This is a genomic window from Mesorhizobium ciceri WSM4083 (genome assembly GCF_000519305.1).
Classification (GTDB): Bacteria; Pseudomonadota; Alphaproteobacteria; order Rhizobiales; family Rhizobiaceae; genus Mesorhizobium; species Mesorhizobium ciceri_B.
The window spans coordinates 398,811-423,101 of the sequence record NZ_JAFG01000005.1 but is presented as its reverse complement, the minus strand read 5'-3'; the positions used below and the strand labels follow the sequence as shown (position 1 = coordinate 423,101).

Sequence of the window (24,291 nt, the reverse complement as noted above, 5' to 3'; positions counted from 1 at the left end):
GTCCTATCCTTTTTTCTTCGCGGCCGGCTTCTTCGCAGCCGGCTTCTTGGCTGCCGCTTTCTTGGTCGCAGGGGTCTTGGCCGCGGCTGCCTTTCGGAACGGCTTCTTGCCGCCGCCGCCCTTGGCTTCCTTCTCGGCAATCAACGCCAGCGCATCCTCGATCGTCACCGACTGCGGATCCCTGCCCTTGGGCAGAGTGGCGTTGACCTTGCCGAAATTCACGTATGGCCCGTATTTGCCGTCGCGCACGACGATCTTGCCGCCGCCATCGGGATGGTCGCCAAGCTCCTTCAGCGCTGCGGCCGTGCCGCCATTGCGGCCGCCCTTGCCCTTCAGCTGCTTCTCGGCGATCACCGACACGGCGCGGTTGAGGCCGATCGAGAACACGTCCTCGATGCTTTCGAGATTGGCATAGGTGCCGTCATGCAGCACGAACGGGCCGTAGCGGCCGAGCCCGGCTGAGATCATCTTGGCGGTTTCCGGATGCTGGCCGACATCGCGCGGCAATGACAGCAGCGCCAGCGCCTTCTCATGGTCGATCGACTCTGCCGTCCAGCCCTTGGGCAGGCTGGAGCGCTTGGCTTCCTTGCCGTCGCCACGCTGCAGATAGGGGCCGAAGCGGCCGCTGCGCAGCGTGATTTCCTCTGACGTGTAAGGATCCTTGCCGATGACCTTGGTGCCGTCCTCGCCGCCGCCATTCTCGCCATTCGGGTTGGCGGCGTCGCCGAGCTGGCGGGTGAAGGAGCATTCGGGATAGTTCGAGCAGCCGACAAAGGCGCCGAACTTGCCGAGCTTCAGCGACAGATTGCCGGTGCCGCATTTCGGGCAGATGCGAGGATTGGAGCCGTCCTCTCGCGTCGGGAACACCAGCGGCGCCAGCTCTTCATTCAGCGCGTCGAGCACATCGGTGACGCGCAGTTCCTTGATATCGGCGACGGCGCCGGAAAAATCCTTCCAGAAATCGCGCAGCACGTCCTTCCAGGCGAGCTTGCCGTCCGAGATCTCGTCGAGCTTCTCTTCCAGAGATGCTGTGAAGTCGTATTCGACATAGCGTTTGAAGAAGCTTTCGAGGAAGGCGGACAGCAGCCGGCCCTTGGCCTGCGGCACCAGCCGGCGCTTGTCGATGGTGACATAGTCGCGGTCTTCGAGCGTCTTCAGGATCGCCGTGTAGGTGGAAGGCCGGCCGATGCCGAGCTCTTCCAGCTTCTTGATCAGCGACGCTTCGGAATAGCGCGGCGGCGGCTCGGTGGTGTGCTGGGTGGCGTTGATCGCCTGGCGCGCTAGCTGCTCGCCGGCGCGGATTTCGGGCAGGCGACGATTTTCCTCGTCTTCCGCATCGTCGTCCTTCTGGTCGGTGTAGGCGGCGATGAAACCGTCGAAGCGAACGACCGAACCGATGGCACGCAGCTCCGCGGTGCGCGATCCGTTGACTGCCTCGATCTCGGCGGTGGTGCGTTCGATCTCGGCCGACTGCATCTGGCTGGCGATGGCGCGCTTCCAGATCAGCTCATAAAGCCGCATCTGGTCGGAATCGAGATATTGCCTGACCGATGCCGGGGTGCGCATGAAATCCGTCGGGCGGATCGCTTCGTGCGCTTCCTGGGCGTTCTTGGCCTTGGCTGTATATTGGCGCGGCTTTTCCGGCAGGTATTTCGGACCGAATTCCTTGGCAATGGCATCGCGTGCGGCGTCGATCGCCTCGGGTGCCATCTGCACGCCGTCGGTTCGCATATAGGTGATCAGACCGGTGGTCTCGCCGCCGATCTCCATGCCTTCATAGAGCCGTTGCGCCACCTGCATGGTGCGGCTGGCCGAGAAGCCGAGGCCCGACGAGGCGGCCTGCTGCAGCGTCGAAGTGGTGAAGGGCGGGCCGGGATTGCGCTTGGTCGGCTTGGCTTCCACCGACACCGCCTTGAAGGTCGCGCCTTCGAGCATCGACTTGATGTCGTCGGCCTGCGCCTTGTTGGAAATGTCTAGCTTTTGCAGCTTCTTGCGATCGAAGGCGGTCAGCCGCGCTTCGAAATTGTCATTGCGCGGCGTGCCCAGCAGAGCGGCGATCTGCCAGTATTCCTCACGGATGAAGCGCTCGATCTCGGATTCGCGGTCGCAGACCAGGCGCAGCGCAACCGACTGGACGCGGCCGGCCGAGCGGGCGCCCGGCAGCTTGCGCCACAGCACCGGCGACAACGTGAAGCCGACGAGATAATCCAGCGCCCGGCGGGCGAGATAGGCATCGACCAGCGGCGCATCGATCTGGCGCGGATTGGCCATCGCCTCCAGCACCGACGATTTGGTGATGGCGTTGAAGACGACGCGGCTGACCGGCTTGTCCTTCAGCGCGCGCTTCTGCTTCAGCACTTCCAGCACATGCCAGGAAATGGCTTCGCCTTCGCGATCCGGATCGGTGGCGAGGATCAGGCCGTCGGCGTCCTTGACCGCCTTGGCGATGTCGGCGAGGCGCTTGCCAGAGGCGGTGTCGACCGCCCAGGACATGGCGAAATCCTCATCCGGACGCACCGAGCCATCCTTGGCCGGCAAATCCCTGATATGGCCGAACGAGGCCAGAACCTTGTAGTTCTTGCCGAGGTATTTGTTGATTGTCTTCGCCTTGGCCGGCGATTCGACGACGACGACGTCCATGAGGTCTCATATCAGCTGTGGTGCGGCAGAAGAATTCCGCTGCGCGCGACGAAATCTCGTTCTATTTGTCGCTCACATGGCCGCGCTTTTGCATCCGGTCAAGGGGAAGCGCCCAAATTGCGGGGCTGTCCGCAGCAATACACTCTTAGAGTGTATGGAGAAAATCACAGAATTTCGGGAAAGGGAGATGGTGGTCCTGAGTCAGCGGAAACAACCCGATTCATTTTTCCGCCGAGTCGCTGAAATGCTGCCCGAACAGGAACGGGCGACATTAAAACAGGCTGGTCGATGCTGGCCGCCGGCTGCATGGAGATGCCCGGCGACCAACCCTTGTCCCGCCAGCAGCGGGATTGGCGTGCTTAGTCGGCCTTGACGATGTGCCAGACCTCGCCGACGCCGTCGCCGGTCACATCGCCGGGCTTCTTGTCCTTGATGAAGGTGTAGACCGGCTTGCCGTCATAGGCCCACATCTTGGTGCCGTCGGTGCGGTCGACGACGGTCCATTCGTTGTCCGCCTTGGCGCCGGCTTCGGCCTTCAGCGGCGGCCAGTTGGTGGCGCATTTGTCGTAGCAATTGGTCTTGCCCTTCTCGTCCTTGTCATAGGTATAAAGCGTCATGCCGTTGGCATCGGTGTAGATCTTGGTGCCATTGACCTCGGCTTCCTTCCACGCGTCGGCGGCGAAGGATGCGGCGGTGCTGAGCAGAAGCGCTGCCAGTCCTGCGGTTATGGTTTTCATGGAAATCTCCCTGACTGGTATCTGGAGACGCGCGGGAAATCGCGGCCTCCCTGTGTCAACGCACAGGGGCTGCCGTTTCTTCCCTCTCAGTTCTTCCGGGCAAGCATGATCTTGCCAACACAATGGTGATTGGTGGACAAGGCTGCGCGTCGCTATATGGGCGGCACGGCATTGGAGTTCCTGGAAATGGCATTGGACATCGGCTATGTCAGCGCGGTCGGGGCGGGAGCGATCTCGTTCCTGTCGCCTTGCGTGCTGCCGCTGGTGCCGCCCTATCTCTGCTATATGGCCGGCGTCTCGGTCGACGATTTCCGTGGCAATGCGGGTGCGACAGCGCGTGAAGGCGCACGCGGCGCGCTGCTTTATTCCTCGATTGCCTTCGTGCTCGGCTTCTCGACCGTCTTTGTCGCGCTTGGCGCCGGCGCTTCGACCATCGGCCGGATGCTGCGTATCTGGCAGGAGCCGCTGGCGATGGGCGCCGGCGTGCTGATCATCCTCATGGGCCTGAATTTCCTCGGCATCCTGCGCATTCCGCTTTTGTCGCGCGAGGCGCGGTTCCAGTCGCAGGGCAAGCCGGCAAGCGCGGTCGCGGCCTATGTCATGGGGCTGGCCTTCGCTTTCGGCTGGACGCCCTGTATCGGCCCGGTGCTGGGACCGATCCTGACGCTGGCGGGCGGCCGCGAAACGGTGGGCGAGGGCGCGCTGCTGCTCGCCGCCTATTCGCTCGGGCTGGGTATCCCGTTCCTGATCGCAGCGCTGTTTTCCGGCGCCTTCATGCGCTTCCTCGGCAAATTCCGCGTTCATCTCGGCCGGGTCGAAAAAGCAATAGGCGCGCTGCTGGTGGTCGCCGGCGTGTTTTTCCTCACCGGTGGCGTGCAGACCGTGTCTTATTGGCTGCTGGAGAATTTCCCGGTTCTGGGGCGCTTGGGGTAGGTCGCCTCGGCGGAACGATGCATGGGAGCCCGCGTTGCAGCGTCAGACCATCAACTGACGCTTTTTCGAGCCGGGAGGCGAGAATGGTAGCCAAGGCAGACGTGCAAAAGTTCTTCAAGACCTACGAGAAGATCTACAACGATGCGATCGCCGGAAACGCTGATCTGGACGACGTTGGCGACATGTATTCAACCGGCTTTGTCTCCGTGACGCCGGCAGCGGTCATGGTTGGCGAGAATGGCCAGCAGTTGAAGGACATCATGAAAAAGGGTTTTGAGGCCTATCGTGCCATCGGCACCAGGAGGATGACCTTTGTCGATGTCTCGGTGATGCCAATCAATCAGGACCATTGCGTGGCTGAGGTGAACTGGTCCGGTGACTATGAGCGGAAGGACGGGAGTCCTGTGACCATCGATTTCGCGATCAACTATCTGGTCGAACAACGCGATGGCGATCTGAAGGTGTTTGGCTGGATCGCTGGCGACGAACAGGCTGAATTCAGGAAACACGGCCTGATGTGAGAGCCGCCGATTTCCTGAGATCGGAAGTCTTCAGCCCGTCGCCTCACCGGAATTTAACCGCATTGGTGCAGCATGGCGCCAGATGCTACCTATCTTCGATTCCTGATCCCTTTTCATATGGTTGTCCCTTCCATGAGCCAGAGATCCTGCCTGTCCGTCATCCTCGCCGCCGGCGAAGGCACACGCATGAAGAGTGCGCTGCCGAAGGTGTTGCACCAGATTGCCGGGCTGCCGATGGTGGCCCATGTGGTGAAGGCGGCCGAAGCCGCGGGCGCCGGCAGTCAGGCGCTGGTGATTGGCCATGGCGCGGAAGAGATGCGCAAGGCCGCGGCGAAATTCGCTCCGAAGGCCGAGACCTTCGTGCAGGACAAGCGCCTCGGCACCGCGCATGCCGTGCTGGCCGCGCGCGAAGCGATATCAAAGGGTTATGACGATATTCTCGTGATGTTTGGCGACACGCCGCTGATCGACGCCGATGCGCTGACAGTAGCGCGGCTGAAACTGGCTGAAGGTGCTGCCGTCGTGGTCATCGGCTTCCGTCCTCCCAGTCCCGCCGGTTATGGCCGGTTGATCGAAAAGGACGGCAAGCTGATCGCCATCCGCGAGGAGAAGGACTGCTCCGAGGAGGAGAGGAAGATCGGCTTCTGCAATGCCGGCATGATGGCGGTGGCCGGCGCCCACGCTCTGACGCTGCTCGATCAGGTCGGCAACAAGAACGCCAAGGGCGAGTATTATCTCACCGACATTGTCGAGATCGCCAGTGGGCAGGGCCTCGATGTCGTCGCCACCGAAGCCAGCTTCGAAAGCGCGCTCGGCATCAACAACCGCGCCGAACTGGCGCAGGCCGAGGGCATCTGGCAGGCGCGCCGGCGGCACGAAGCGATGCTGTCGGGCGTGACGCTGATCGCGCCGGAGACGGTGTATTTCTCGCACGACACCGAAATTGGCACTGATACGATCGTCGAGCCCAATGTCTGGTTCGGTCCGGGCGTGAAGATCGCCACGGGCGCCAAGATCCATGCCTTCAGCCATATCGAAGGCGCCACCATCGCGTCGAATTGCGATGTCGGGCCCTACGCGCGGCTGCGGCCGGGTGCGGATCTCCGGAACAAGGCAAAGGTCGGCAATTTCTGCGAGGTCAAGCAAGCTGTTATCGAAGAGGGCGCGAAGGTCAACCATTTGACCTATATCGGCGATGCCCGCGTCGGCGCAGGCGCCAATATCGGCGCCGGCACCATCACCTGCAATTATGACGGCTATTCGAAATTCTTCACCGATATCGGCGAGGGCGCCTTTGTCGGTTCGAATTCGTCGCTGGTGGCGCCTGTCACCATCGGCAAGGGCGGCTACATCGCCTCGGGCAGCGTGATCACCGAAAGCGTGCCCGACGACGCGCTGGCCTTCGGCCGCGCCCGCCAGAAGACGATTCCAGGCAAGGGCAAGGAGTTGCGCGAGCGCTTTGCTTCGGCGGCGGCGGCGAAGAAAAAGTAAGACCGGCCCGCACAAAACCGAACGATTGCAGTAACCGGATGGCAAGAGCGGTCTGTCATGGTGCATGCGAGCAAGAAGCGTTCCATTACACGGGACGAAATGCAATGTGACTTTCGCGGCGGGCCGGCCATCCCTAAATAGCGCTGGTTTTCCATGGGGAATCGGGGGCTTTCTGTATGTGCGGTATCGTTGGAATCGTCGGCCACTCGCAGGTTGCGCCGCTTATCGTCGATGCGTTGAAGCGGTTGGAGTACCGTGGCTATGACTCGGCCGGCGTCGCCACCATCGAGCGTGGCGAACTCGCTCGCCGCCGCGCCGAAGGCAAGCTGGTCAACCTCGAACGCTTGCTGAAAAACGAGCCGCTCGACGGCACGATCGGCATCGGCCACACACGCTGGGCGACGCATGGCGTGCCCAACGAGACCAATGCGCATCCGCATTTTTCCGATGGCGTCGCCATCGTCCACAACGGCATCATCGAGAATTTCGCCGAACTGCGCGACGAGCTGGTCCGCGACGGCTATTCGTTCTCGTCGCAGACCGACACCGAGGTCGTCGCGCATCTGGTGGCGCGCGAACTCGCCAGGGGGCTGAAGCCGGTCGAAGCCGCGCACCAGGCGCTGAAGCGGCTGGAAGGCGCCTTTGCGCTGGCCATCATGTTCAAGGGCGACGAGGACCTGATCGTCGGTGCCCGCAACGGTCCGCCTTTGGCCGTCGGCCATGGCGATGGCGAGATGTTCCTGGGCTCCGACGCCATCGCGCTCGCCCCGTTCACCAATTCGATCACTTATCTGGAAGATGGCGACTGGGCGGTGGTGCGCCGCGACGGCGTCACCATCTTCGATATCGACGGCAAAAAGGTCGATCGCAAGCGTCAGCAGTCGCTCTCGACCAGCTTCATGGTCGACAAGGGCAACCGGCGCCATTTCATGGAGAAGGAGATCCATGAGCAGCCCGAGGTGATCTCGCATACGCTGGCGAATTATCTCGATTTTGTCGGCGGTGTCTCCAAGCCGCTGGATCTGCCGTTCAATTTCGCAGAGATCAACCGGCTGGCGATTTCGGCTTGCGGTACCGCCTATCTTGCCGGCCTGATCGGCAAATACTGGTTCGAGCGTTATGCGCGGCTGCCGGTAGACATCGATGTCGCCTCCGAATTCCGCTACCGCGAAATGCCGCTGTCGAAGAACGACGCGGCATTTTTCATCTCGCAATCGGGCGAGACCGCCGACACGCTGGCCTCGCTGCGCTACTGCCGCAAGGCCGGCATGAAGATCGGCGCCGTCGTCAATGTGCGCGAATCGACGATGGCGCGCGAATCCGACGTCGTGCTGCCGACGCTAGCCGGACCGGAGATCGGCGTCGCTTCGACCAAGGCGTTCACCTGCCAGCTGTCCGTGCTGGCCTCGCTCGCCGTGCGCGCCGGCGTGGCGCGCGGGACAATCTCGAAGGAGCAGGAAAAGACCTTTGTGCGCGAACTGTCGGAAGCGCCCCGCTTTGCCAACCAGGTGCTCAAGCTCGACCATCAGATCGAAAAGATCGCGCGCGACCTCGCGCACTACAAGAACGTGCTCTATCTCGGCCGCGACACCAACTTCCCGCTGGCCATGGAAGGCGCGCTGAAACTCAAGGAAATCTCCTACATCCATGCCGAGGGCTATGCCGCGGGCGAGTTGAAGCACGGGCCGATCGCGCTGATCGACGAGAACATGCCGGTCATCGTCATTGCGCCGCACGACCGCATTTTCGAAAAAACCGTGTCGAACATGCAGGAAGTGGCGGCGCGCGGCGGCAAGATCATCCTGATCACGGACAGCAAGGGTGCTGCACAGGTAAGCGTGAAGACGATGGAGACGATTATCCTACCCGATGTGCCGGAAATCATCTCGCCGATCATCTACGCGCTGCCGATCCAGATGCTGGCCTATTTCACCGCCGTGTTCATGGGCACCGACGTCGACCAGCCGCGCAATCTGGCGAAATCGGTGACGGTGGAGTAGGCCTCATCCTTTCGTCATCCACGGGCGGAGCGGGAGCGAAGCTCCTGCGCAGACCCGAGGATCCATTCCGTGACGGTATGGCGGATCAAAACGGTGCAGAACTTAGCGCTATCACCAGTCCCGCAGGAAGCTTGAACCACTCCGGATTGGTCTTTTCGACCGGTTCGGCCGACGTCACGGAATGGATCCTCTGGTCTGCGCCGCGTCGCTTCGCTCCTTGCTCCGCCCGTGGATGACGAAGGGAAGGATGTTTCGGCTAATCACGAACGTAGGCTGCTTCCGTTGGATTGCTTCGCTGGAAGCGGCGGCATAATCGGCTCTTTAAAAACTTCGCAGTTCCAAACTGGACGGGGGTTCACTAATGTTGCGTCGCAATAGCGGCCCCCGGTGAACCATGTCCGACGCTCCCAAGACTTCCGGCGTGACCCGGCTGAGGAACTATTTCCTCACGGGCTTCATCGTCTGCGCGCCGCTGGCGATCACCGCCTACATCGCCTGGTCGTTCATCGGCTGGGTCGATTCCTGGGTGAAACCCTATATTCCGGCCCGCTACAGCCCTGACACCTACCTGTCGTTTCCGGTGCCGGGGTTCGGGCTGATCGTGGCGCTGATCCTGATCACGCTGATCGGCTTCCTGACGGCCAACATCGTCGGCCGCGCCATCGTCAATTTCGGCGAGCGTCTGCTTGGCCGCATGCCGCTGGTGCGCGGCATCTATGGCTCGCTGAAACAGATTTTCGAGACCGTGCTGTCCAACAAGGGTGACATGTTCCGCCAGGTCGGGCTGGTCGAATATCCGCGCAAGGGCGTGTGGTCGCTGGTGTTCGTCGCCAGCGAAAAGGAAACCGAGATCAACCAGAAGCTCGACCAGGAAGGCGATCCGCTGATCGCCGTATTCATGCCGTGCACGCCAAACCCGACCACCGGATTCCTGATGTATGTGCCGAAGTCGGACATCGTGCTGCTCGACATGACGATTGAGGACGGCGCCAAGCTGATCGTTTCTGCCGGGCTGGTGGCGCCCGAGGTCAAGCAGATGGTTGTCGTGAATGGCGAGCCGATCGAAGGGATGCTCGCCAACCCGTCGGTTGCCGCCCTGGCTCAGCCGGCGCGCAGGAGCCGCACGGCTTCGTCGCGACCGAACAAGTAAAGCAGCAGGCGCAACGCCTCGCCGCGCTGCGATTGCAGCTCCGGGTCGCGCGACAGGATCAGCCTGGCATCGTCGCGGGCGGCCTCCAGAAGGTCGGCATGCGCCTCGATGCGCGCAACCTGGAAGCCCGGCGTGCCGGACTGGCGGGTGCCCAGCAATTCGCCTTCGCCGCGCAGCTTCAGATCCTCTTCGGCGATCAGGAACCCATCCTCGGTCTCGCGCATCACCGACAGCCGGCGTTTCGCGGTCTCGCCGAGCGGGTCCTTATATAGCAGCACGCAGGAGGAGGGCTTGTCGCCACGCCCGACCCGGCCGCGCAGCTGGTGCAACTGGGCCAAGCCAAAGCGCTCTGCATGCTCGATGACCATGACGGTGGCGTCCGGCACGTCGACGCCGACCTCGATGACGGTGGTGGCGATCAGGATGCGTGTCTCGCCCTGCTTGAAGGCGCGCATCGCCTCGTCCTTCTCGGCACCCTTCATGCGGCCGTGAACGAGACCGATGCGATCACCGAATAGCGGCTTCAGCGACGCAAAACGGTCCTCGGCCGACATCAGCTTGATTTCTTCCGATTCCTCGACCAGCGGACAGATCCAGTAGATTTTCTGGCCGCCGGCGACGGCGTCCACCATGCGGGCGACCAGTTCGTCGAGCCGCTCGAGCGGCAGTGTAACGGTACGGATCGGCTGGCGGCCGGCCGGTTTTTCCGTCAGTTTCGACACGTCCATGTCGCCGAAAGCGGTCAGCACCAGCGTGCGCGGGATGGGAGTGGCCGTCATCACCAGCATGTCTGGTGCATCGCCCTTGGCAGTGATGGCAAGCCGCTGGTGGACGCCGAAGCGGTGCTGCTCGTCGATGACGGCGAACACCAGGTCGTGGAAGGTGACGGTCTCCTGGAACAGCGCATGGGTGCCGACGACGATGTCGATCTCGCCGCTTGCCAAGCCGGCCAGCGTATCAGCGCGTTCACGGCCCTTCTCGCGGCCGGTGAGGATGGCGACGCGCAGCCCAACCTTGGCGGCAAGCGGCGTGATGGTCGCCAGATGCTGGCGCGCCAGGATTTCGGTCGGTGCCATCAACGCGGCCTGGCCGCCGGCCTCGACGGCGCGTGCCATGGCCAGCAGCGCGACGACCGTCTTGCCGGAGCCGACATCGCCCTGCAGAAGCCGCAGCATGCGCTCGGGATCGGCGAGGTCGGCATTGATTTCGGCCAACGCGAATTCTTGGGAAGCCGTAAGCGAATAGGGCAGTGCGGCCCGCAGTTTTTCGACGATGCGGCCGTCGCCGACCAAGGGACGCCCGGACAGCCTGCGGACTTTTGCCCGCACCAGCGCCAGCGAGACCTGGCCCGCCAGCAACTCGTCATAGGCGAGCCGCCGCCACGCGGCGCCGTCGATGGAGACGTCAATCGGGTCGGCCGGATTGTGGATGCGGGCGAGCGCGTCGGCAAAGGCCGCAAAGGTGTGCCGGCGCATGAAGGCGCCGTCCTGCCATTCGGGAAATTCAGGCACGCGCGCCAGCGCCTGGCCGATCGCCCGGCGCAGCACCTTGCCCGAGAGCCCGGCTGTCAGGGGATAGACCGGTTCGACCAGCGGCAGGTTTTCCGCTTCGCTGGCCAGCGCAATATGGTCGGGGTGGACCATGCTCGGGCGGCCATTGAACCATTCCATGCGGCCCGAGACCACGACATGTTCGCCCTCGGGCATCGCCTTTTCGAGATAGGAGGCGTGAGCATGGAAGAAGGTCAGCGCGATCTCGCCGGTGTCGTCATGGGCGAAGACCCGGTAGGGCACCGACCTGTTGCCGCGCGGCGGCGGCTGGTGGCGGTCGATGCGCACCTCCAGCGTCACGATCTGGCCTTCCGCGGATCCTGCGATACCCGGGCGGCTGCGCCGGTCGATGACGGTGTGCGGCAGTACGAACAGAAGATCGCCGGCACGCGCCGCGCGATCGCCGAGATCGGCCGGGACAACCTTCTCGATCAGCGCGCCGACTTTCGGTCCGACGCCTGCAAGCGACGTGATCGGGACAAACAGGGGATCGAGGATGGTCGGGCGCATGATGTCAGCTTATGTTGCGACGGCGGCAGCGCAAGGCTGACAGCCCCTTCTATCCACGCTATATGCGCCGCAGCAAGCAAGGATGCGGCACGATGACGGGAACGACGAGATCAAGCGAGGGGCTGGACGTGCGCCGCCGCAAGCTTCTGTTTCGCTCCTGGCATCGCGGCATGCGCGAGATGGACCTGATCCTCGGCACTTTCGCCGACGCTGAGATCGGCGCCTTGACGGCTGAGGAAATCGACCAATATGAGAGGCTCCTCGACATTCCCGATACCGAATTCCTGCCCATGGTCACCGGCGAACGCCCGGTGCCGGCCGATATCGATTGTGCCGTCCTGCAAAAGATCCTGGCTTTCCGCCATTCTCTGACATTCTGAACACAAGCAATTCCAGGAAAAGTACGAAGCGTTTTCCGTTCGGAATTGCGATAGAACAAGACCGTGATTTCATGAGCCTCATTCCCACCATCGGTTTGCCGAAAGGTCGCGCCGGCCAGTTCATCGTCGACGGCGTCGCCGACGGCTACGAAGCCTTTGCGCTGGTGCAGGCGGCACTCGAGATCGCGCCCGACAAGCCGGTTCTGTTCGTCGCGCGCGACGGTCAGCGCCTGCCGGCGATCATCGAGGCATTGTCCTTCGCGGCCCCCGGCCTGCCGGTGCTGGAACTGCCGGCCTGGGATTGCCTGCCCTACGACCGCGTCTCGCCCGGCTCCGATGCGGCCGCCAAGCGCCTCGATGCGCTGACGGCCATGATCGCGCTGGCGAAGAAGCCGCACCGCGCCGTCATCCTCACCACCGCCAATGCGCTGCTGCAGCGCATTCCGCCGGCGGATCTCGTTGAGGCACAGACGTTCCACGCCAGGCCCGGCAACCAGATCGACATGAACGTCCTGGTCTCGCGGCTGGAAACGTCCGGTTTCGAGCGCGTGCCGACCGTGCGTGGCATCGGCGAGTTCGCGGTGCGCGGCGGCATTCTCGACCTGTTCGCGCCTGGCTGGACCGAAGCGCTCAGGCTCGACTTCTTCGGCGACACGCTGGAATCGATACGTGTGTTCGACGCCGCCACGCAGCGCACCACCGGCCAGCGCAAGTCGATGGCGCTGCAGGCGATGAGCGAAGTGGCGCTGACGCCCGAAACCATCAGCCGTTTCCGCCGCTCCTATATCGAAGCTTTTGGCGCGCCGCAGCGCGATGACGGGCTCTATGCGGCGGTCAGCGAAGGGCGTCGCTTCGCCGGCATGGAGCACTGGCTGCCGTTCTTCTACGAGCGGCTGGAGACCGTGTTCGACTATCTGCCTGATACGCCTGTCATCTTCGACCATCTGGCGCATGAGGCGCTGGCCGAGCGCCACACGCTGATCCTCGATCACTACGAGGCGCGCAGGAAGCAGGCCGATGGCGCCTTGAAGGACGCGGTGCCTTACAAGCCGGTGCCGCCGGACCTGCTCTATCTCTCGCCGGACAACCTGATTGCCTCGCTCGGGCCGCGCGAAGCGATCGATTTCACGCCGTTCGACGCGCCCGACGTTGGCACCAAGAAGGTCTATCATGCCGGCTCGCGCCACGGCCGCAGCTTCGTCGAGGAGCGCGCCGATCCGAACGCCAACGTGTTCGATGTCGTCGTCAAACACATCGCCGACGAGCGCGCCGCGCGCCGCCGCATTGTCATTGCCGGCTGGACCGAAGGCTCGCTCGACCGGCTTGGCCAGATCCTTGCCGAACACCATCTCGGCAACCTCAAGCAGGTCGCGACGCTGGCGGAAGCTGAAAAGCTCGAGCCGGGGCAGGCGGCCCTGGCCGTGCTGCCGCTCGAATCCGGCTTCGAGACCGAAAAACTGGTCGTCGTCGCCGAACAGGACATTTTGGGCGACCGGCTGATCCGGCGCTCGAAACGCAAGAAGCGTCCCTCGGATTTCATTGCCGAGGCCTCGGCGCTGTCGGCCGGCGACATTGTTGTCCATGCCGACCACGGCATTGGCCGTTTCATTGGCCTGCGCACCATCGAAGCGGTCGGCGCACCGCATGACTGCCTGGAAATCCACTATGCCGGTGACGACCGGCTGTTCCTGCCGGTGGAAAACATCGAACTCCTGTCGCGCTACGGTTCCGACACGGCCGAGGCGACGCTGGACAAGCTTGGCGGCGGCGCCTGGCAGTCGCGCAAGGCGCGGCTGAAGAAACGCCTGCTCGACATGGCCGGTCAATTGATCCGCATCGCCGCCGAGCGGCAGATGCGCTCCGCGCCGCCACTGGTGCCGGCCGAGGGCCTCTATGGCGAGTTCGCGGCCCGCTTCCCCTATGAAGAGACCGACGACCAGCAGACAGCGATCGACTCGGTGCGCGACGATCTGGCCGCCGGCAAGCCGATGGACCGGCTGATTTGCGGCGATGTCGGCTTCGGCAAGACCGAAGTGGCGCTGCGCGCTGCCTTCATCGCGGCGATGGAAGGCTTTCAGGTGGCGGTTGTGGTGCCGACGACATTGTTGTCGCGCCAGCATTTCAAGACGTTTTCGCAACGGTTTTCCGGCCTGCCGATCCGCGTCGGCCAGGCCTCGCGGCTGGTCGGCGCCAAGGAACTGGCCGAGACCAAGAAAGGTATCGCCGAAGGGCAGGTCGACATCGTCATCGGTACGCACGCGCTGCTTGGTTCCGCGATCTCGTTCAAGAACCTTGGCCTGCTGATCATCGACGAGGAGCAGCACTTTGGCGTCAAGCACAAGGAGCGGCTGAAGGATTTGAAAACCGACGTGCACGTGCTGACGCTGTCGGCGACACCGATCCCGCGCACGCTGCAACTGGCGTTGACCGGGGTGCGCGAGCTGTCGCTGATCGCCACGCCGCCGGTCGACCGCATGGCCGTGCGCACCTTCATCTCGCCGTTCGATCCCCTGGTCATCCGCGAGACGTTGCTGCGCGAGCGCTATCGCGGCGGCCATTCCTTCTATGTGGTGCCGCGAATCAGCGATCTGGCGGAAATACATGATTTTCTGAAGGAATCCGTGCCGGAGTTGAAGGTGGCGGTGGCACATGGCCAGATGCCGCCGGGCGAACTCGACGACATCATGAATGCCTTCTACGACGGCCAGTACGATGTGCTGTTGTCGACCACCATTGTCGAATCCGGGCTCGATATTCCCACCGCCAACACGCTGATCATCCACCGCGCCGACATGTTCGGCCTGTCGCAGCTCTACCAGCTGCGCGGCCGCGTCGGCCGCTCGAAGGTACGCGCCTATGCGCTGTTCACGCTGCCGGCCAACCGCAAGCTGACGGACACCGCCGAGCGGAGGCTGAAGGTGCTGCAATCGCTGGACACGCTCGGCGCCGGATTCCAGCTGGCCAGCCACGATCTCGATATCCGTGGCGCCGGCAATCTTCTCGGCGAGGAGCAGTCCGGCCACATCAAGGAGGTCGGCTTCGAACTCTACCAGCAGATGCTGGAAGAGGCCGTCGCCGAGGTGAAGGATTCCGGCGAAGTGCAGGATGGCGGCTGGTCGCCGCAGATTGCCGTCGGCACGGCGGTGATGATCCCGGAGAGCTATGTGCCTGACCTGCAGCTCCGGCTGGCGCTCTACCGCAGGCTTGGCGATCTCGAAAACACCGAGGAAATCGATGCTTTCGGCGCCGAACTGATCGACCGCTTCGGCCCTCTGCCGGAGGAGGTCAAGCATCTGTTGAAGATCGTCTTCATCAAGGCGCTCTGCCGCAAGGCCAATGTCGAGAAGCTCGATGCCGGGCCGAAGGGCGTCGTCATCCATTTCCGCAAGCGCGAATTCTCCAACCCGGTCGGGCTGGTTCGGTTCATTGGCGAGCAGGGCTCGCTCGCCAAGATCCGGCCGGACCACAGTGTCGTCTTCGTGCGTGACTGGCCGACCGCAGAGAAGCGGCTGGCGGGCTCCGCGGTTGTCATGACGCAGCTGGCACGGCTGGTGGAGAAGGCGGCGTAGCCGGCCTCAGACATTCGCCAGCGCTTGAATTCCGGTCTAGAATAGGAAATCGGCTTCGTGTATGGAGCCGCGATCCCCAAATGGGGGCGGGAATGGCGGAGTATAGGCCGCTGGAAAGAGCGTTGGGTGCAGCGATGACGAAATGGTCGCCGAATTCGTGGAGAGCAAAGCCGATCAAGCAGGTTCCTGCTTATCCGGACCTTGCCGCGCTGAAGAACACGGAAGCCCAGCTCGCAACCTTTCCGCCGCTGGTTTTTGCCGGTGAGGCGCGCAAGCTCAAGAAGCAGCTCGCGGCCGTCGCTGCCGGTGACGCATTCCTGCTCCAAGGGGGCGATTGCGCCGAGAGCTTTGCCGAGCACGGCGCGGACAACATCCGCGACTTCTTCCGCGTCTTTCTGCAGATGTCCGTGGTGCTCACCTTCGCCGGCGCGCAGCCGGTGGTGAAGGTCGGCCGCGTTGCCGGCCAGTTCGCCAAGCCGCGTTCGTCCGATAACGAGACCAAAGGCGAGGTGACGCTGCCCAGCTATCGCGGCGACATCATCAACGGTATCGAATTCGACCCGAAGTCGCGCATTCCGGATCCCGCCCGCCAGGAGATGGCGTACCGCCAGTCGGCGGCGACGCTCAACCTTCTGCGCGCCTTCGCGCAAGGCGGCTATGCCAGCCTGGAGAATGTGCACCGCTGGATGCTCGGCTTCGTCTCCGACAGTCCGCAGGGCGAGAAATATGAGTCTCTTGCCAACCGTATCACCGAGACGATGGACTTCATGAAGGCCGTCGGCATCACTTCGGAAACCAACTACGCGCTGCGCGAGACCGATTTCTACACCAGCCACGAGGCGCTGCTGCTCGGCTACGAGGAGGCGCTGACGCGCGTCGATTCGACCTCCGGCGACTGGTACGCCACCTCGGGCCACATGATCTGGATCGGCGATCGCACCCGCCAGCCCGATCATGCCCATGTCGAATATTGCCGTGGCATCAAGAACCCGCTCGGCCTGAAATGCGGTCCGTCGCTGACGCCGGACGGCTTGCTGGAGCTGATCGACCTGCTCAATCCCGAGAACGAGCCCGGCCGGCTGACGCTGATCGCCCGCTTCGGTTCCGACAAGGTCGCCGACCATCTGCCGAAGCTGGTGCGCGCGGTGCAGAAGGAAGGCCGCTCCGTGGTGTGGTCGTCGGACCCGATGCACGGCAACACGATCGAGGCCGCCGGCTACAAGACGCGGCCGTTCGACCGCATCCTGAAGGAGGTGCAGACCTTCTTCGAGGTGCACCGCGCCGAAGGCACGCATCCGGGCGGCATCCATGTCGAGATGACCGGCAAGAACGTCACCGAATGCACCGGTGGCGCGCGCGCCATCACCGCCGAGGAATTGCAGGACCGCTACCACACCCATTGCGATCCGCGCCTTAACGCCGACCAGGCGATCGAACTGGCCTTCCTGGTCTCTGATCTGTTGAAGAAAAGCCACCCGGTGCAGCACAAGCAGGCCGTAAACGGCTGATTTTCGCGCAGTCCGAATAAGATCCACGAAAGGGGCGTCCGAGAAATCGGGCGCCTTTTATGTCTGCGCTAGTCCAGTGTTCCCTGCACCAGCCGGCAGGGACTGTCAGTCCTTCTTGTAGAGCAGCCAGCTCTTGCCGGCCCGGCCTGCCATCGTCGAGTGCTTGGTGACCCGGTTGCGGCCGCTGACCTTGGAGCGATAGAGCGCCCGGTCGGCCTTGGTGTAGAGATCTTCGGGTCCTTCGGCTTCGGACGCCATGCAGATACCCATCGAGACGGTGACGGTGCCGTAATTCGTGCCGGTCTGGCTGCTGGTGAACGGCGTCTGCTCGATCAGGGCGCGAATGCGCTCTGCAACGTCATAGGTGGCGTCCTCGCTGGCGCCCTCGATGATCAGCGCGAACTCCTCGCCGCCGGTGCGGGCGACGAACATGTCGCCGCGAATGCTGGTCTGGAAGATGTCGGCGATGCTCTGGATGATCTTGTCGCCGACCGGGTGGCCGTAGCGGTCGTTGATATCCTTGAAGCGGTCGATGTCGGCAAGGACCAGGGCGTTGAACAGGATACCCCTGTTGCTGTTGTAGATCCTGGTGATTTCCTTGTCGAAGGCGCGGCGATTCCAGATATGCGTCAAGGGATCGGTGTCGGCCAGCCGCTTGTACTCCTCGAGCTTCGATTTGACGCTCTCGAGTTCGGCCGTCTTGTCGCTGAGCGTCGAGGCCACCTGCCGGCCGTGATCGATCGTCGAATTGGTGGCAGCCGCCATGGCATTGGCGATCTTGTGCAAAAGATCCTGAGAGAGAAGGCTGCGGCCGCTGAGACCGCTCGATGTCTCATCGAGGATCCTGCCGTATTTCTCGATATGACTGCGCTCGCTCCTCAACAGCGAAGCAACCTCCTCGAGCTCCCTGGCAATGACGTCGCGGGCATGCTCGACGATGCCAGGACCATGGTTGTGGGCAAAGAAAGTGCGCCCGATCTGATCCAGTTCATCCTGTGTCGGCCGGCTGCTCAGCGAAACGACGGCCAGGCTGAGTTCGTGATTGGTGCCGCTCAGGGCCTCATAGAAGATTTCGTAATTGCGCGGCAGGCCGAGCACGCCCAATTGGCGCATTGTCGCGACAACAGTGGCTGCGATGTCGGTGCTTCGTTCGGTCGGGACAGCTGCCGGCTGCATTGGTTCTTCCCCTCGGATGTTCCGCGGAATTCGCGGATTCCCTTTGTCGCCGAGCCTGGGGAATGCGACCGACGCTTCGGAACAACTTGCGAAAGGATGCGTCCCCACCCACGGCCTTCGCTTGCAGGTGACCATAAATGCGCTGTCGCTAAAGTTTCCTTAACTGACAGAGGTTCAGCGGGTTTTCTCTGTCTGCGGGCTGCAAATGCTCTAATCCGCGCTTCCAACAGTTGGAAAACAACGCCGGTGCGGCGGCTTGAATTCGCGATTCGCGCATCGCACTCTTGAAAATGAAACCGAATTTCGGATTCTCCACGCCAGTCCATGTCGCATTTGCTTGCGCGCGTAGGCCGCAAAGCTGGAATCCTGGAGGCGATACCAGGCACTTTTCTTCAAGGAGGATCGACGTGAGTGATGGTCACCAAGGATCGTGTCTGTGCGGAGCGGTCCGCTTCAGAACTAACGGAGCGCTGCGTGGCGTCGTCTATTGTCATTGCTCGCAATGCCGCAAGCAGAGCGGACATTTCTATGCCGCGACCAATGTCGCCAACGCCGACATTGTGATCGAGGGCACGGAAAGTATCACCTGGTACGAAGCCTCCACCTTCGCCAGGCGTGGGTTTTGCAAGGCATGCGGGTCGGTGCTGTTCTGGAAGCCGCGAGACCAGGACTACGTTTCGGTCATGGCGGGATCGTTCGACAAGCCGACAGGTCTTGAGGGGGAATGCCATATCTTCGTCGGTGACAAGGGCGACTATTATTCGATCGACGACGGGCTGCCGCAGTTTGAAAAGTCGACACCGTCCATCCCGGTTGCTGAATGAATCTTGGACAAGTCACCTTATTCCATTGATCTGGCCAGCCATTGCATTATCCCGTGCCGGTGATTCGCAAAGGGGTTTTGGCATGCAGCGGCTGATCGACGCTTATTTCAATTCGGTGCGGGCGTTTCGCAAGCTGGCCGCCAGCGAGAAGGCTTTCCAGCAGGAACTGATGCTGCTGGCGCTTGCCTTGCCGCTCGGCTGGTTCGTTTCGATCTCGTGGCGTGGTTATGCTTTGCTGATCGGCGCGGTGCTGCTCTTGATCATGGTCGAAGTGCTGAACACCGGCATCGAGGCGGCATGCGACGCTTTCAGCCGCGAGTTCAATGTCGATATCCAGCTGGCCAAGGATTGCGGTTCGCTGGCGGTGCTGATTTCGGTGCTCATCGTCGCCGGCGTCTGGGGCATCGCCATTATCGAGCGGATTACGGGACTACCGATCTAGCCTTTCGATGCCTACATGCCAGTCACCAAAGGAGACTGTCATGGCCGAGGCCGCCAATTTTCTGCTTCTTGAGCGCAAGGGCCTGCCGGACGATCTGCGCTGGCTCGCCGAAAAATACCCGCGTGAAAACTGGCAGGACCATGCCAACATCCACGGCATCGCCAATATGTGGCTGCAGCGGCACGACATGTTTCGCGAACTTGGCGGCATGCTGGCCAACGGCATTGACGACTACCGTGAGGGACGGCTGACGGCGCCTGATTTCGCGCGCTGGTTCGCGCCTCGCCTCAATCATTTCTTGGGCAACCTCGACGGTCACCACAATGTCGAGGATTATCAATATTTTCCGGTCTTCGCCAAGGCCGAGCCCCGTTTGAAGCGCGGCTTCGAGATTCTCGATGCCGACCACCACACCATCCATGAAGGGCTGGAGCGTAATGCCGAGGCGGCCAATGCGTTCATCAAGACGCTTCAGGAGAGCGAAGACAGACAGCGCTTTGCCGCCGACGCCTATGCCGACGAAAACAGCCGGCTGATAGCCATGCTGACAAGGCATCTTGCCGACGAGGAAGACCTGATCATCCCGCTGATCCTCGATCGGGGTGATCAGGCGCTCGGCGTGGATTGACCGTCAGCTTTCCCTGGCGCGTTCCTTTCTGGCGATGTGACGGGCGACGAGCCATGCCAGAACGGCCACGGTCAGGCCGATGCCGAGCCCGATCAGCAACCGTTCGTGATGCATCAACGCCTGGCCGATGACGTGCTCGGCTCCCAGTCCAAAGACATAACCGATCGTGCCGAACAGTACCGCCCAGACCGCCGATGAGATGGCGTTGAGGATGACGAAGCGCGGCGCGGCGATGTTGGAAAGCCCGGCTGCAATGCCGCCGACGAGACGCATGCCGTAGATATAGCGGTTGGACAGCACGAAAATGTCGGGATGGGTGTTGAGCAGGCGAAAGGCGCGGCGAAAGCCGGGCCGTTTGCGCAATCTGACGACATAGGGATGGTCGGCGAAGCTTCGTCCGAGGATGAAGAAGAAAGTATCGCCGACGAAGGCGCCGAGCGCGGCCGCAACAACCGCGTGCCACAGGACGAAGACTCGCTGGTGGGCAAAGAAGCCGCCAAGAATGGCAGCGCTTTCGCCCTCCGCGATGCAACCGACAAAGACGGCAAGCAGTCCATACTGTTCGATGAAATGATGGATGGCCTGCGTCATGAGGGTTGGGTCTGGGGGTTGAGCCGTTCGTCAATTCGCTTCAGCTGTTCGGCTATCTGCGCGATCTCGTCGCGCATGCCGATGATCTGGCTATGGCGCAGCTCGTCCAGCTTTTCGTGCAGTGCCATGATCTCGATCTCGGCCTTGAGGTTGACCTCGTAGTCGTGAGCGGCGTCGATGCGGTCGCGCGCCGCCTGGCGGTTCTGCGACATCATGATCACCGGCGCCTGCAAGGCGGCGATCATCGAGAGAACGAGGTTGAGGAAGATGAAAGGGTAGGGGTCGAACGAATCTCGCCCCAGCAGCCACCAATTGGCGCCGATCCAGAGGATCAGGAAGGCGATGAAGGACAGGATGAACGTCCACGAACCGCCGACCCGCGCAATGGCATCGGCGATACGGTCGCCCGCGCCCTGAAGGCCGGCAAGACTGTCGTTGATGTCCTGCGATATGGGCTTGCGGTCGACGGTACTCTGCAGCACCCGCCTCTCAAGCTCGCTCAAATTCTCCGGGTTTCGCCTCAACCAACGATTAGCCAGTTCGGGCACGGTCTTGTTCATGGATGTCTCCATACAAAGCATCGGCTTGGCAGCCTGGTTTCCATATAGGAAGATGCCGCTTCGTCAAAAGCACGACGTGGGGATGCAAGCAGAATGCCCGATTTCGCAAAAATTCGCGCACGCGCCGCAAAACGCAAGGGCGGCGAGGAGGAACTGACGTCGCTGCTGGGTCCGGCGCCTGACAATGCCGCAGTGGCTGACATCGCCGATGACCGCATTCTCTCTGTCATGGCCGAGCGTGTCTTCGCCGCCGGCTTTGTCTGGCGCGTCATCGAGCAGAAATGGCCGGGCTTCGAGGAGGCGTTCCTGCGCTTCGAGCCGAAACGGCTGTTGTTCCAGCCCGATGATTTCTGGCACGATCTGACGGCCGACCAGCGCATCGTGCGCAACCCGCAGAAGATCAGATCCGTGCGCGACAACGCCGCCTTCGTCGAGCGCGTGTCGAAGGAATATGGCGGCTTCGGCCAATTCCTCGCCAATTGGCCTGCTCACGACCAGGTCGGGCTGATGGCCTGGCTCGGCAAGCATGGCAGCCGGCTGGGCGGCAATACGGGCCAGTATTTCCTGCGCTGGTTGGGTTGGGATGCGTTCGTCATCTCCGGCGATATGGCCGCGGCGTTGCGGGACGCGGATCTCGACATCGCCGAAAGCCCGACTTCGAAGAAGGACCTGGACAAGATCCAGAGACAAATCAATCAATGGGCAGCGGAGACGCATCTGCCGCGCCGGCATATTTCACGCATCCTGGCGATGTCGATCGGCGAGAACCATTCGCCGCAAGCGCTGCGCGAATATATGGGCGACGATTGATACCTGGTCGCTCGCCACCATCGGCATTCGTCGATCGGTCCGGACGCGAATGACATTCGTCATTCGCTCCGAATTGGTCCAAACGAACGCCATTGCCCGGGCAATTTTGCCGCGCTAAGTCAGCAGGCATGACCAAGAAGCTCGACATCCTGCGCATCGCCGTCGCCCAGCTCAATCCGACTGTCGGCGACATATCAGGCAATCTCGCCAAGGCCCGCGAGGCGAGGGCGGATGCCGCACGCCAGGGCGCCGATCTCGTGCTCTATACCGAGCTTTTCCTCGCCGGCTACCCGCCGGAGGATCTGGTGCTGAAGCCGGCCTTTTTGAAAGCCTGCGAAAAGGCGGCACAGGACTTTGCCGCCGACACCGCGGATGGCGGTCCCGGCGTCATCATCGGCACGCCGTTGAAGCGCAAGAGTGGCACGCACAATTCGATCATCTTCGCCGACGGCGGCAAGATCATCGCCGAACGCTACAAGCTCGATCTGCCGAACTACGGCGAGTTCGACGAGAAGCGCGTCTTCCAGGCCGGCCCCGAGATCCAGGGACCGGTCAACTTCCGCGGCGTCCGCATCGGAATTCCGATCTGCGAGGACATCTGGGGCGATGTCGACATCTGCGAATCGCTGGCCGAAAGCGGGGCGGAAATCCTGCTGGTGCCGAACGGCTCGCCCTACTACCGCGCCAAGATCGATGTCCGCCACCAGGTCGTCATCCGCCAGGTCATCGAATGCGGGCTGCCGATGATCTATGCCAACCAGCTTGGCGGCCAGGACGAGCTGATCTTCGACGGCGCCTCGTTTGCCATCGGCGCCGACAAGACGCTTGCCTTCCAGATGAGCCAGTTCGAGGAAGCGGTCGACGTCACCACCTGGAAGAGACAAGGCGATCACTGGGTCTGCTCGGAAGGGCCGATGTCGAAAATCCCGGACCGGGAGGAGGCTGACTATCGCGCCTGCATGTTGGGCCTGCGCGACTACGTCAACAAGAACGGTTTCAAGAATGTGGTGCTTGGTCTGTCCGGCGGTATCGATTCGGCGATCTGCGCGGCGCTGGCCGTCGATGCGCTCGGCGAGGAACGCCTGCGCGCCGTCATGATGCCCTATCGCTATACCTCGAAGGACTCGCTGAAGGATGCCGAGGATTGCGCCCGGGCGCTCGGCTGCCGCTACGACATCGTGCCGATCTTCGAGCCGGTCGAAGGGTTCCTGCACGCGCTGACGCAGATGTTCGAAGGTACCAAGGAAGGCATCACCGAGGAGAATTTGCAGAGCCGTGCGCGCGGCACCATCCTGATGGCGATCTCCAACAAGTTCGGCTCGATGGTCGTCACCACCGGCAACAAGAGCGAGATGTCGGTCGGCTACGCCACGCTCTATGGCGACATGAATGGCGGCTTCAATCCGATCAAGGACCTCTACAAGATGCAGGTCTACGCGCTGTCGCGCTGGCGCAACAGCCACGTGCCGCCGGGCGCGCTTGGCCCCTCGGGCGAGGTGATCCCGAAAAACATCATCGACAAGGCGCCCTCGGCGGAATTGCGCGAGAACCAGACCGACCAGGATTCGCTGCCGCCCTATCCGGTGCTGGACGATATCCTCGAATGCCTGGTCGAGAATGAGATGGGTGTCGACGACATCGTCGCGCGCGGCCATGACCGGGCGACGGTGACGCGCATCGAGCATCTGCTCTACATCGCCGAATACAAGCGCCGGCAGGCAGCACCCGGTGTAAAAATCACCAAAAAGAATTTTGGGCGCGACCGCCGCTATCCCATCACCAACCGGTTCAGGGATCGGCTAGACACTGTTCCCTGACCGAGAGTTCGCGCCATGCCACAGGCGAGGGTAGCCATGCCCGATTGTGAAATCAGCTTCGACATGTCACGGATCGATTTCCGTGCGACATCGGACCTGTTGATGGCAAGCTATTGGGGCGCCGGACGCACTGACGAAGTCCATCGCCGCGCCTTTGCCAATTCGCTTTGCGTCGGCGCCTATGTCGACGGCAAGCAAGTCGGCTTCGGCCGCGCGATCACCGACCGTACGGTGTTCGCCTATCTCGCCGATATCATCATCTGGCCGGAGAACCGCGGGCAGGGCATAGGCAGCCGGCTCGTCCAGGCCCTGATCGACCATCCGGAGGTCAGGACCGTTTTCCATTGGAGCCTGTCGACCAGCGATGCCCATGGCATGTATGAAAAACTCGGGTTCAAGCCATCAATCGATGGCCGCTACATGCGCTTGGATCGCATTCCTGAATGAGGCGCGG

Annotated in this window: 20 protein-coding genes; 14 read left to right on the top strand and 6 right to left on the bottom strand. The window is 62.4% G+C overall.

The genetic code is table 11. The annotated features are described in order from the left end of the window. Window positions 1–3: 3 nt before the first annotated feature. Window positions 4–2,640: a type I DNA topoisomerase gene (topA, locus tag MESCI2_RS0111860; protein ID WP_027036790.1), complete on the bottom strand. Its 2,637-nt coding sequence runs from the start codon at window positions 2,638–2,640 to the stop codon at window positions 4–6. Window positions 2,641–2,999: 359 nt separating this feature from the next. After that, window positions 3,000–3,377 (bottom strand): COG4315 family predicted lipoprotein, encoded by a 378-nt coding sequence (locus tag MESCI2_RS0111855; RefSeq protein WP_027036789.1) that lies wholly within the window; start codon window positions 3,375–3,377, stop codon window positions 3,000–3,002. Between the two features lie 186 nt (window positions 3,378–3,563). On the opposite strand from MESCI2_RS0111855, the gene MESCI2_RS0111850 reads away from it, so the two are divergent. From MESCI2_RS0111850 to MESCI2_RS0111830, 5 genes are all read left to right on the top strand, one after another. Continuing rightward, window positions 3,564–4,310: a cytochrome c biogenesis CcdA family protein gene (locus MESCI2_RS0111850; RefSeq protein WP_027036788.1), complete on the top strand. Its 747-nt coding sequence runs from the start codon at window positions 3,564–3,566 to the stop codon at window positions 4,308–4,310. A gap of 83 nt (window positions 4,311–4,393) precedes the next feature. Then, window positions 4,394–4,831, top strand: coding sequence for a hypothetical protein (locus MESCI2_RS0111845; protein ID WP_027036787.1), 438 nt, complete (start codon window positions 4,394–4,396; stop codon window positions 4,829–4,831). Between the two features lie 132 nt (window positions 4,832–4,963). Then, window positions 4,964–6,322 (top strand): bifunctional UDP-N-acetylglucosamine diphosphorylase/glucosamine-1-phosphate N-acetyltransferase GlmU, encoded by a 1,359-nt coding sequence (gene glmU / locus MESCI2_RS0111840; RefSeq protein ID WP_027036786.1) that lies wholly within the window; start codon window positions 4,964–4,966, stop codon window positions 6,320–6,322. 176 nt (window positions 6,323–6,498) lie between these two features. After that, a complete protein-coding gene (gene glmS, locus MESCI2_RS0111835; RefSeq protein ID WP_027036785.1) occupies window positions 6,499–8,322 on the top strand; it encodes a glutamine--fructose-6-phosphate transaminase (isomerizing) in 1,824 nt (607 codons plus the stop codon). Between the two features lie 394 nt (window positions 8,323–8,716). Continuing rightward, window positions 8,717–9,472, top strand: coding sequence for a DUF502 domain-containing protein (locus MESCI2_RS0111830; RefSeq protein ID WP_027036784.1), 756 nt, complete (start codon window positions 8,717–8,719; stop codon window positions 9,470–9,472). Here the strand turns inward: MESCI2_RS0111830 and recG are convergent. Continuing rightward, window positions 9,424–11,532: an ATP-dependent DNA helicase RecG gene (gene recG, locus MESCI2_RS0111825; protein ID WP_027036783.1), complete on the bottom strand. Its 2,109-nt coding sequence runs from the start codon at window positions 11,530–11,532 to the stop codon at window positions 9,424–9,426. The two genes, MESCI2_RS0111830 and recG, sit on opposite strands and share 49 nt — an antisense overlap. Before the next feature lie 92 nt (window positions 11,533–11,624). Between recG and MESCI2_RS0111820 the strand changes: the two genes are divergently transcribed. The 3 genes from MESCI2_RS0111820 to MESCI2_RS0111810 all read left to right on the top strand — a co-directional run bounded on the left by MESCI2_RS0111820 (window position 11,625) and on the right by MESCI2_RS0111810 (window position 16,989). After that, window positions 11,625–11,912, top strand: a complete 288-nt coding sequence (locus MESCI2_RS0111820) for a succinate dehydrogenase assembly factor 2 (RefSeq protein ID WP_027036782.1) — start codon at window positions 11,625–11,627, stop codon at window positions 11,910–11,912. A 71-nt stretch (window positions 11,913–11,983) separates the two neighbouring features. Further along, window positions 11,984–15,481, top strand: a complete 3,498-nt coding sequence (mfd, locus tag MESCI2_RS0111815; protein WP_027036781.1) for a transcription-repair coupling factor — start codon at window positions 11,984–11,986, stop codon at window positions 15,479–15,481. 134 nt (window positions 15,482–15,615) lie between these two features. Next, entirely contained in the window at window positions 15,616–16,989 is a 1,374-nt protein-coding gene (locus MESCI2_RS0111810; RefSeq protein ID WP_027036780.1) for a class II 3-deoxy-7-phosphoheptulonate synthase, read from the top strand. A 105-nt stretch (window positions 16,990–17,094) separates the two neighbouring features. Here the strand turns inward: MESCI2_RS0111810 and MESCI2_RS0111805 are convergent, their stop codons facing one another. Further along, on the bottom strand, window positions 17,095–18,165 hold the full coding sequence (locus MESCI2_RS0111805; RefSeq protein WP_027036779.1) for a GGDEF domain-containing protein: 1,071 nt from the start codon (window positions 18,163–18,165) through the stop codon (window positions 17,095–17,097). Between the two features lie 407 nt (window positions 18,166–18,572). Between MESCI2_RS0111805 and MESCI2_RS0111800 the strand changes: the two genes are divergently transcribed. The 3 genes from MESCI2_RS0111800 to MESCI2_RS0111790 all read left to right on the top strand — a co-directional run bounded on the left by MESCI2_RS0111800 (window position 18,573) and on the right by MESCI2_RS0111790 (window position 20,059). Beyond that, on the top strand, window positions 18,573–18,989 hold the full coding sequence (locus MESCI2_RS0111800) for a GFA family protein (RefSeq protein WP_027036778.1): 417 nt from the start codon (window positions 18,573–18,575) through the stop codon (window positions 18,987–18,989). Between the two features lie 82 nt (window positions 18,990–19,071). After that, window positions 19,072–19,431, top strand: coding sequence for a diacylglycerol kinase (locus MESCI2_RS0111795; RefSeq protein ID WP_024503562.1), 360 nt, complete (start codon window positions 19,072–19,074; stop codon window positions 19,429–19,431). A gap of 40 nt (window positions 19,432–19,471) precedes the next feature. Further along, a complete protein-coding gene (locus tag MESCI2_RS0111790) occupies window positions 19,472–20,059 on the top strand; it encodes a hemerythrin domain-containing protein (protein ID WP_027036777.1) in 588 nt (195 codons plus the stop codon). A 3-nt stretch (window positions 20,060–20,062) separates the two neighbouring features. Here MESCI2_RS0111790 and MESCI2_RS0111785 read toward each other — a convergent pair whose 3' ends face one another. Both MESCI2_RS0111785 and MESCI2_RS0111780 read right to left on the bottom strand, forming a co-directional pair. Next, entirely contained in the window at window positions 20,063–20,650 is a 588-nt protein-coding gene (locus tag MESCI2_RS0111785) for a DedA family protein (RefSeq protein WP_027036776.1), read from the bottom strand. Continuing rightward, window positions 20,647–21,210: a DUF1003 domain-containing protein gene (locus tag MESCI2_RS0111780; protein WP_027036775.1), complete on the bottom strand. Its 564-nt coding sequence runs from the start codon at window positions 21,208–21,210 to the stop codon at window positions 20,647–20,649. Before MESCI2_RS0111780 ends, MESCI2_RS0111785 begins: the two co-directional genes overlap by 4 nt. Before the next feature lie 93 nt (window positions 21,211–21,303). On the opposite strand from MESCI2_RS0111780, the gene MESCI2_RS0111775 reads away from it, so the two are divergent. The 3 genes from MESCI2_RS0111775 (at window position 21,304) to MESCI2_RS0111765 (ending at window position 24,284) form a co-directional block, all read left to right on the top strand. Then, window positions 21,304–22,020 (top strand): DNA-3-methyladenine glycosylase I, encoded by a 717-nt coding sequence (locus tag MESCI2_RS0111775; protein ID WP_027036774.1) that lies wholly within the window; start codon window positions 21,304–21,306, stop codon window positions 22,018–22,020. Between the two features lie 128 nt (window positions 22,021–22,148). Then, window positions 22,149–23,837 (top strand): NAD+ synthase, encoded by a 1,689-nt coding sequence (locus MESCI2_RS0111770; RefSeq protein WP_027036773.1) that lies wholly within the window; start codon window positions 22,149–22,151, stop codon window positions 23,835–23,837. 36 nt (window positions 23,838–23,873) lie between these two features. Further along, on the top strand, window positions 23,874–24,284 hold the full coding sequence (locus tag MESCI2_RS0111765; protein ID WP_027036772.1) for a GNAT family N-acetyltransferase: 411 nt from the start codon (window positions 23,874–23,876) through the stop codon (window positions 24,282–24,284). Window positions 24,285–24,291 lie beyond the last annotated feature (7 nt).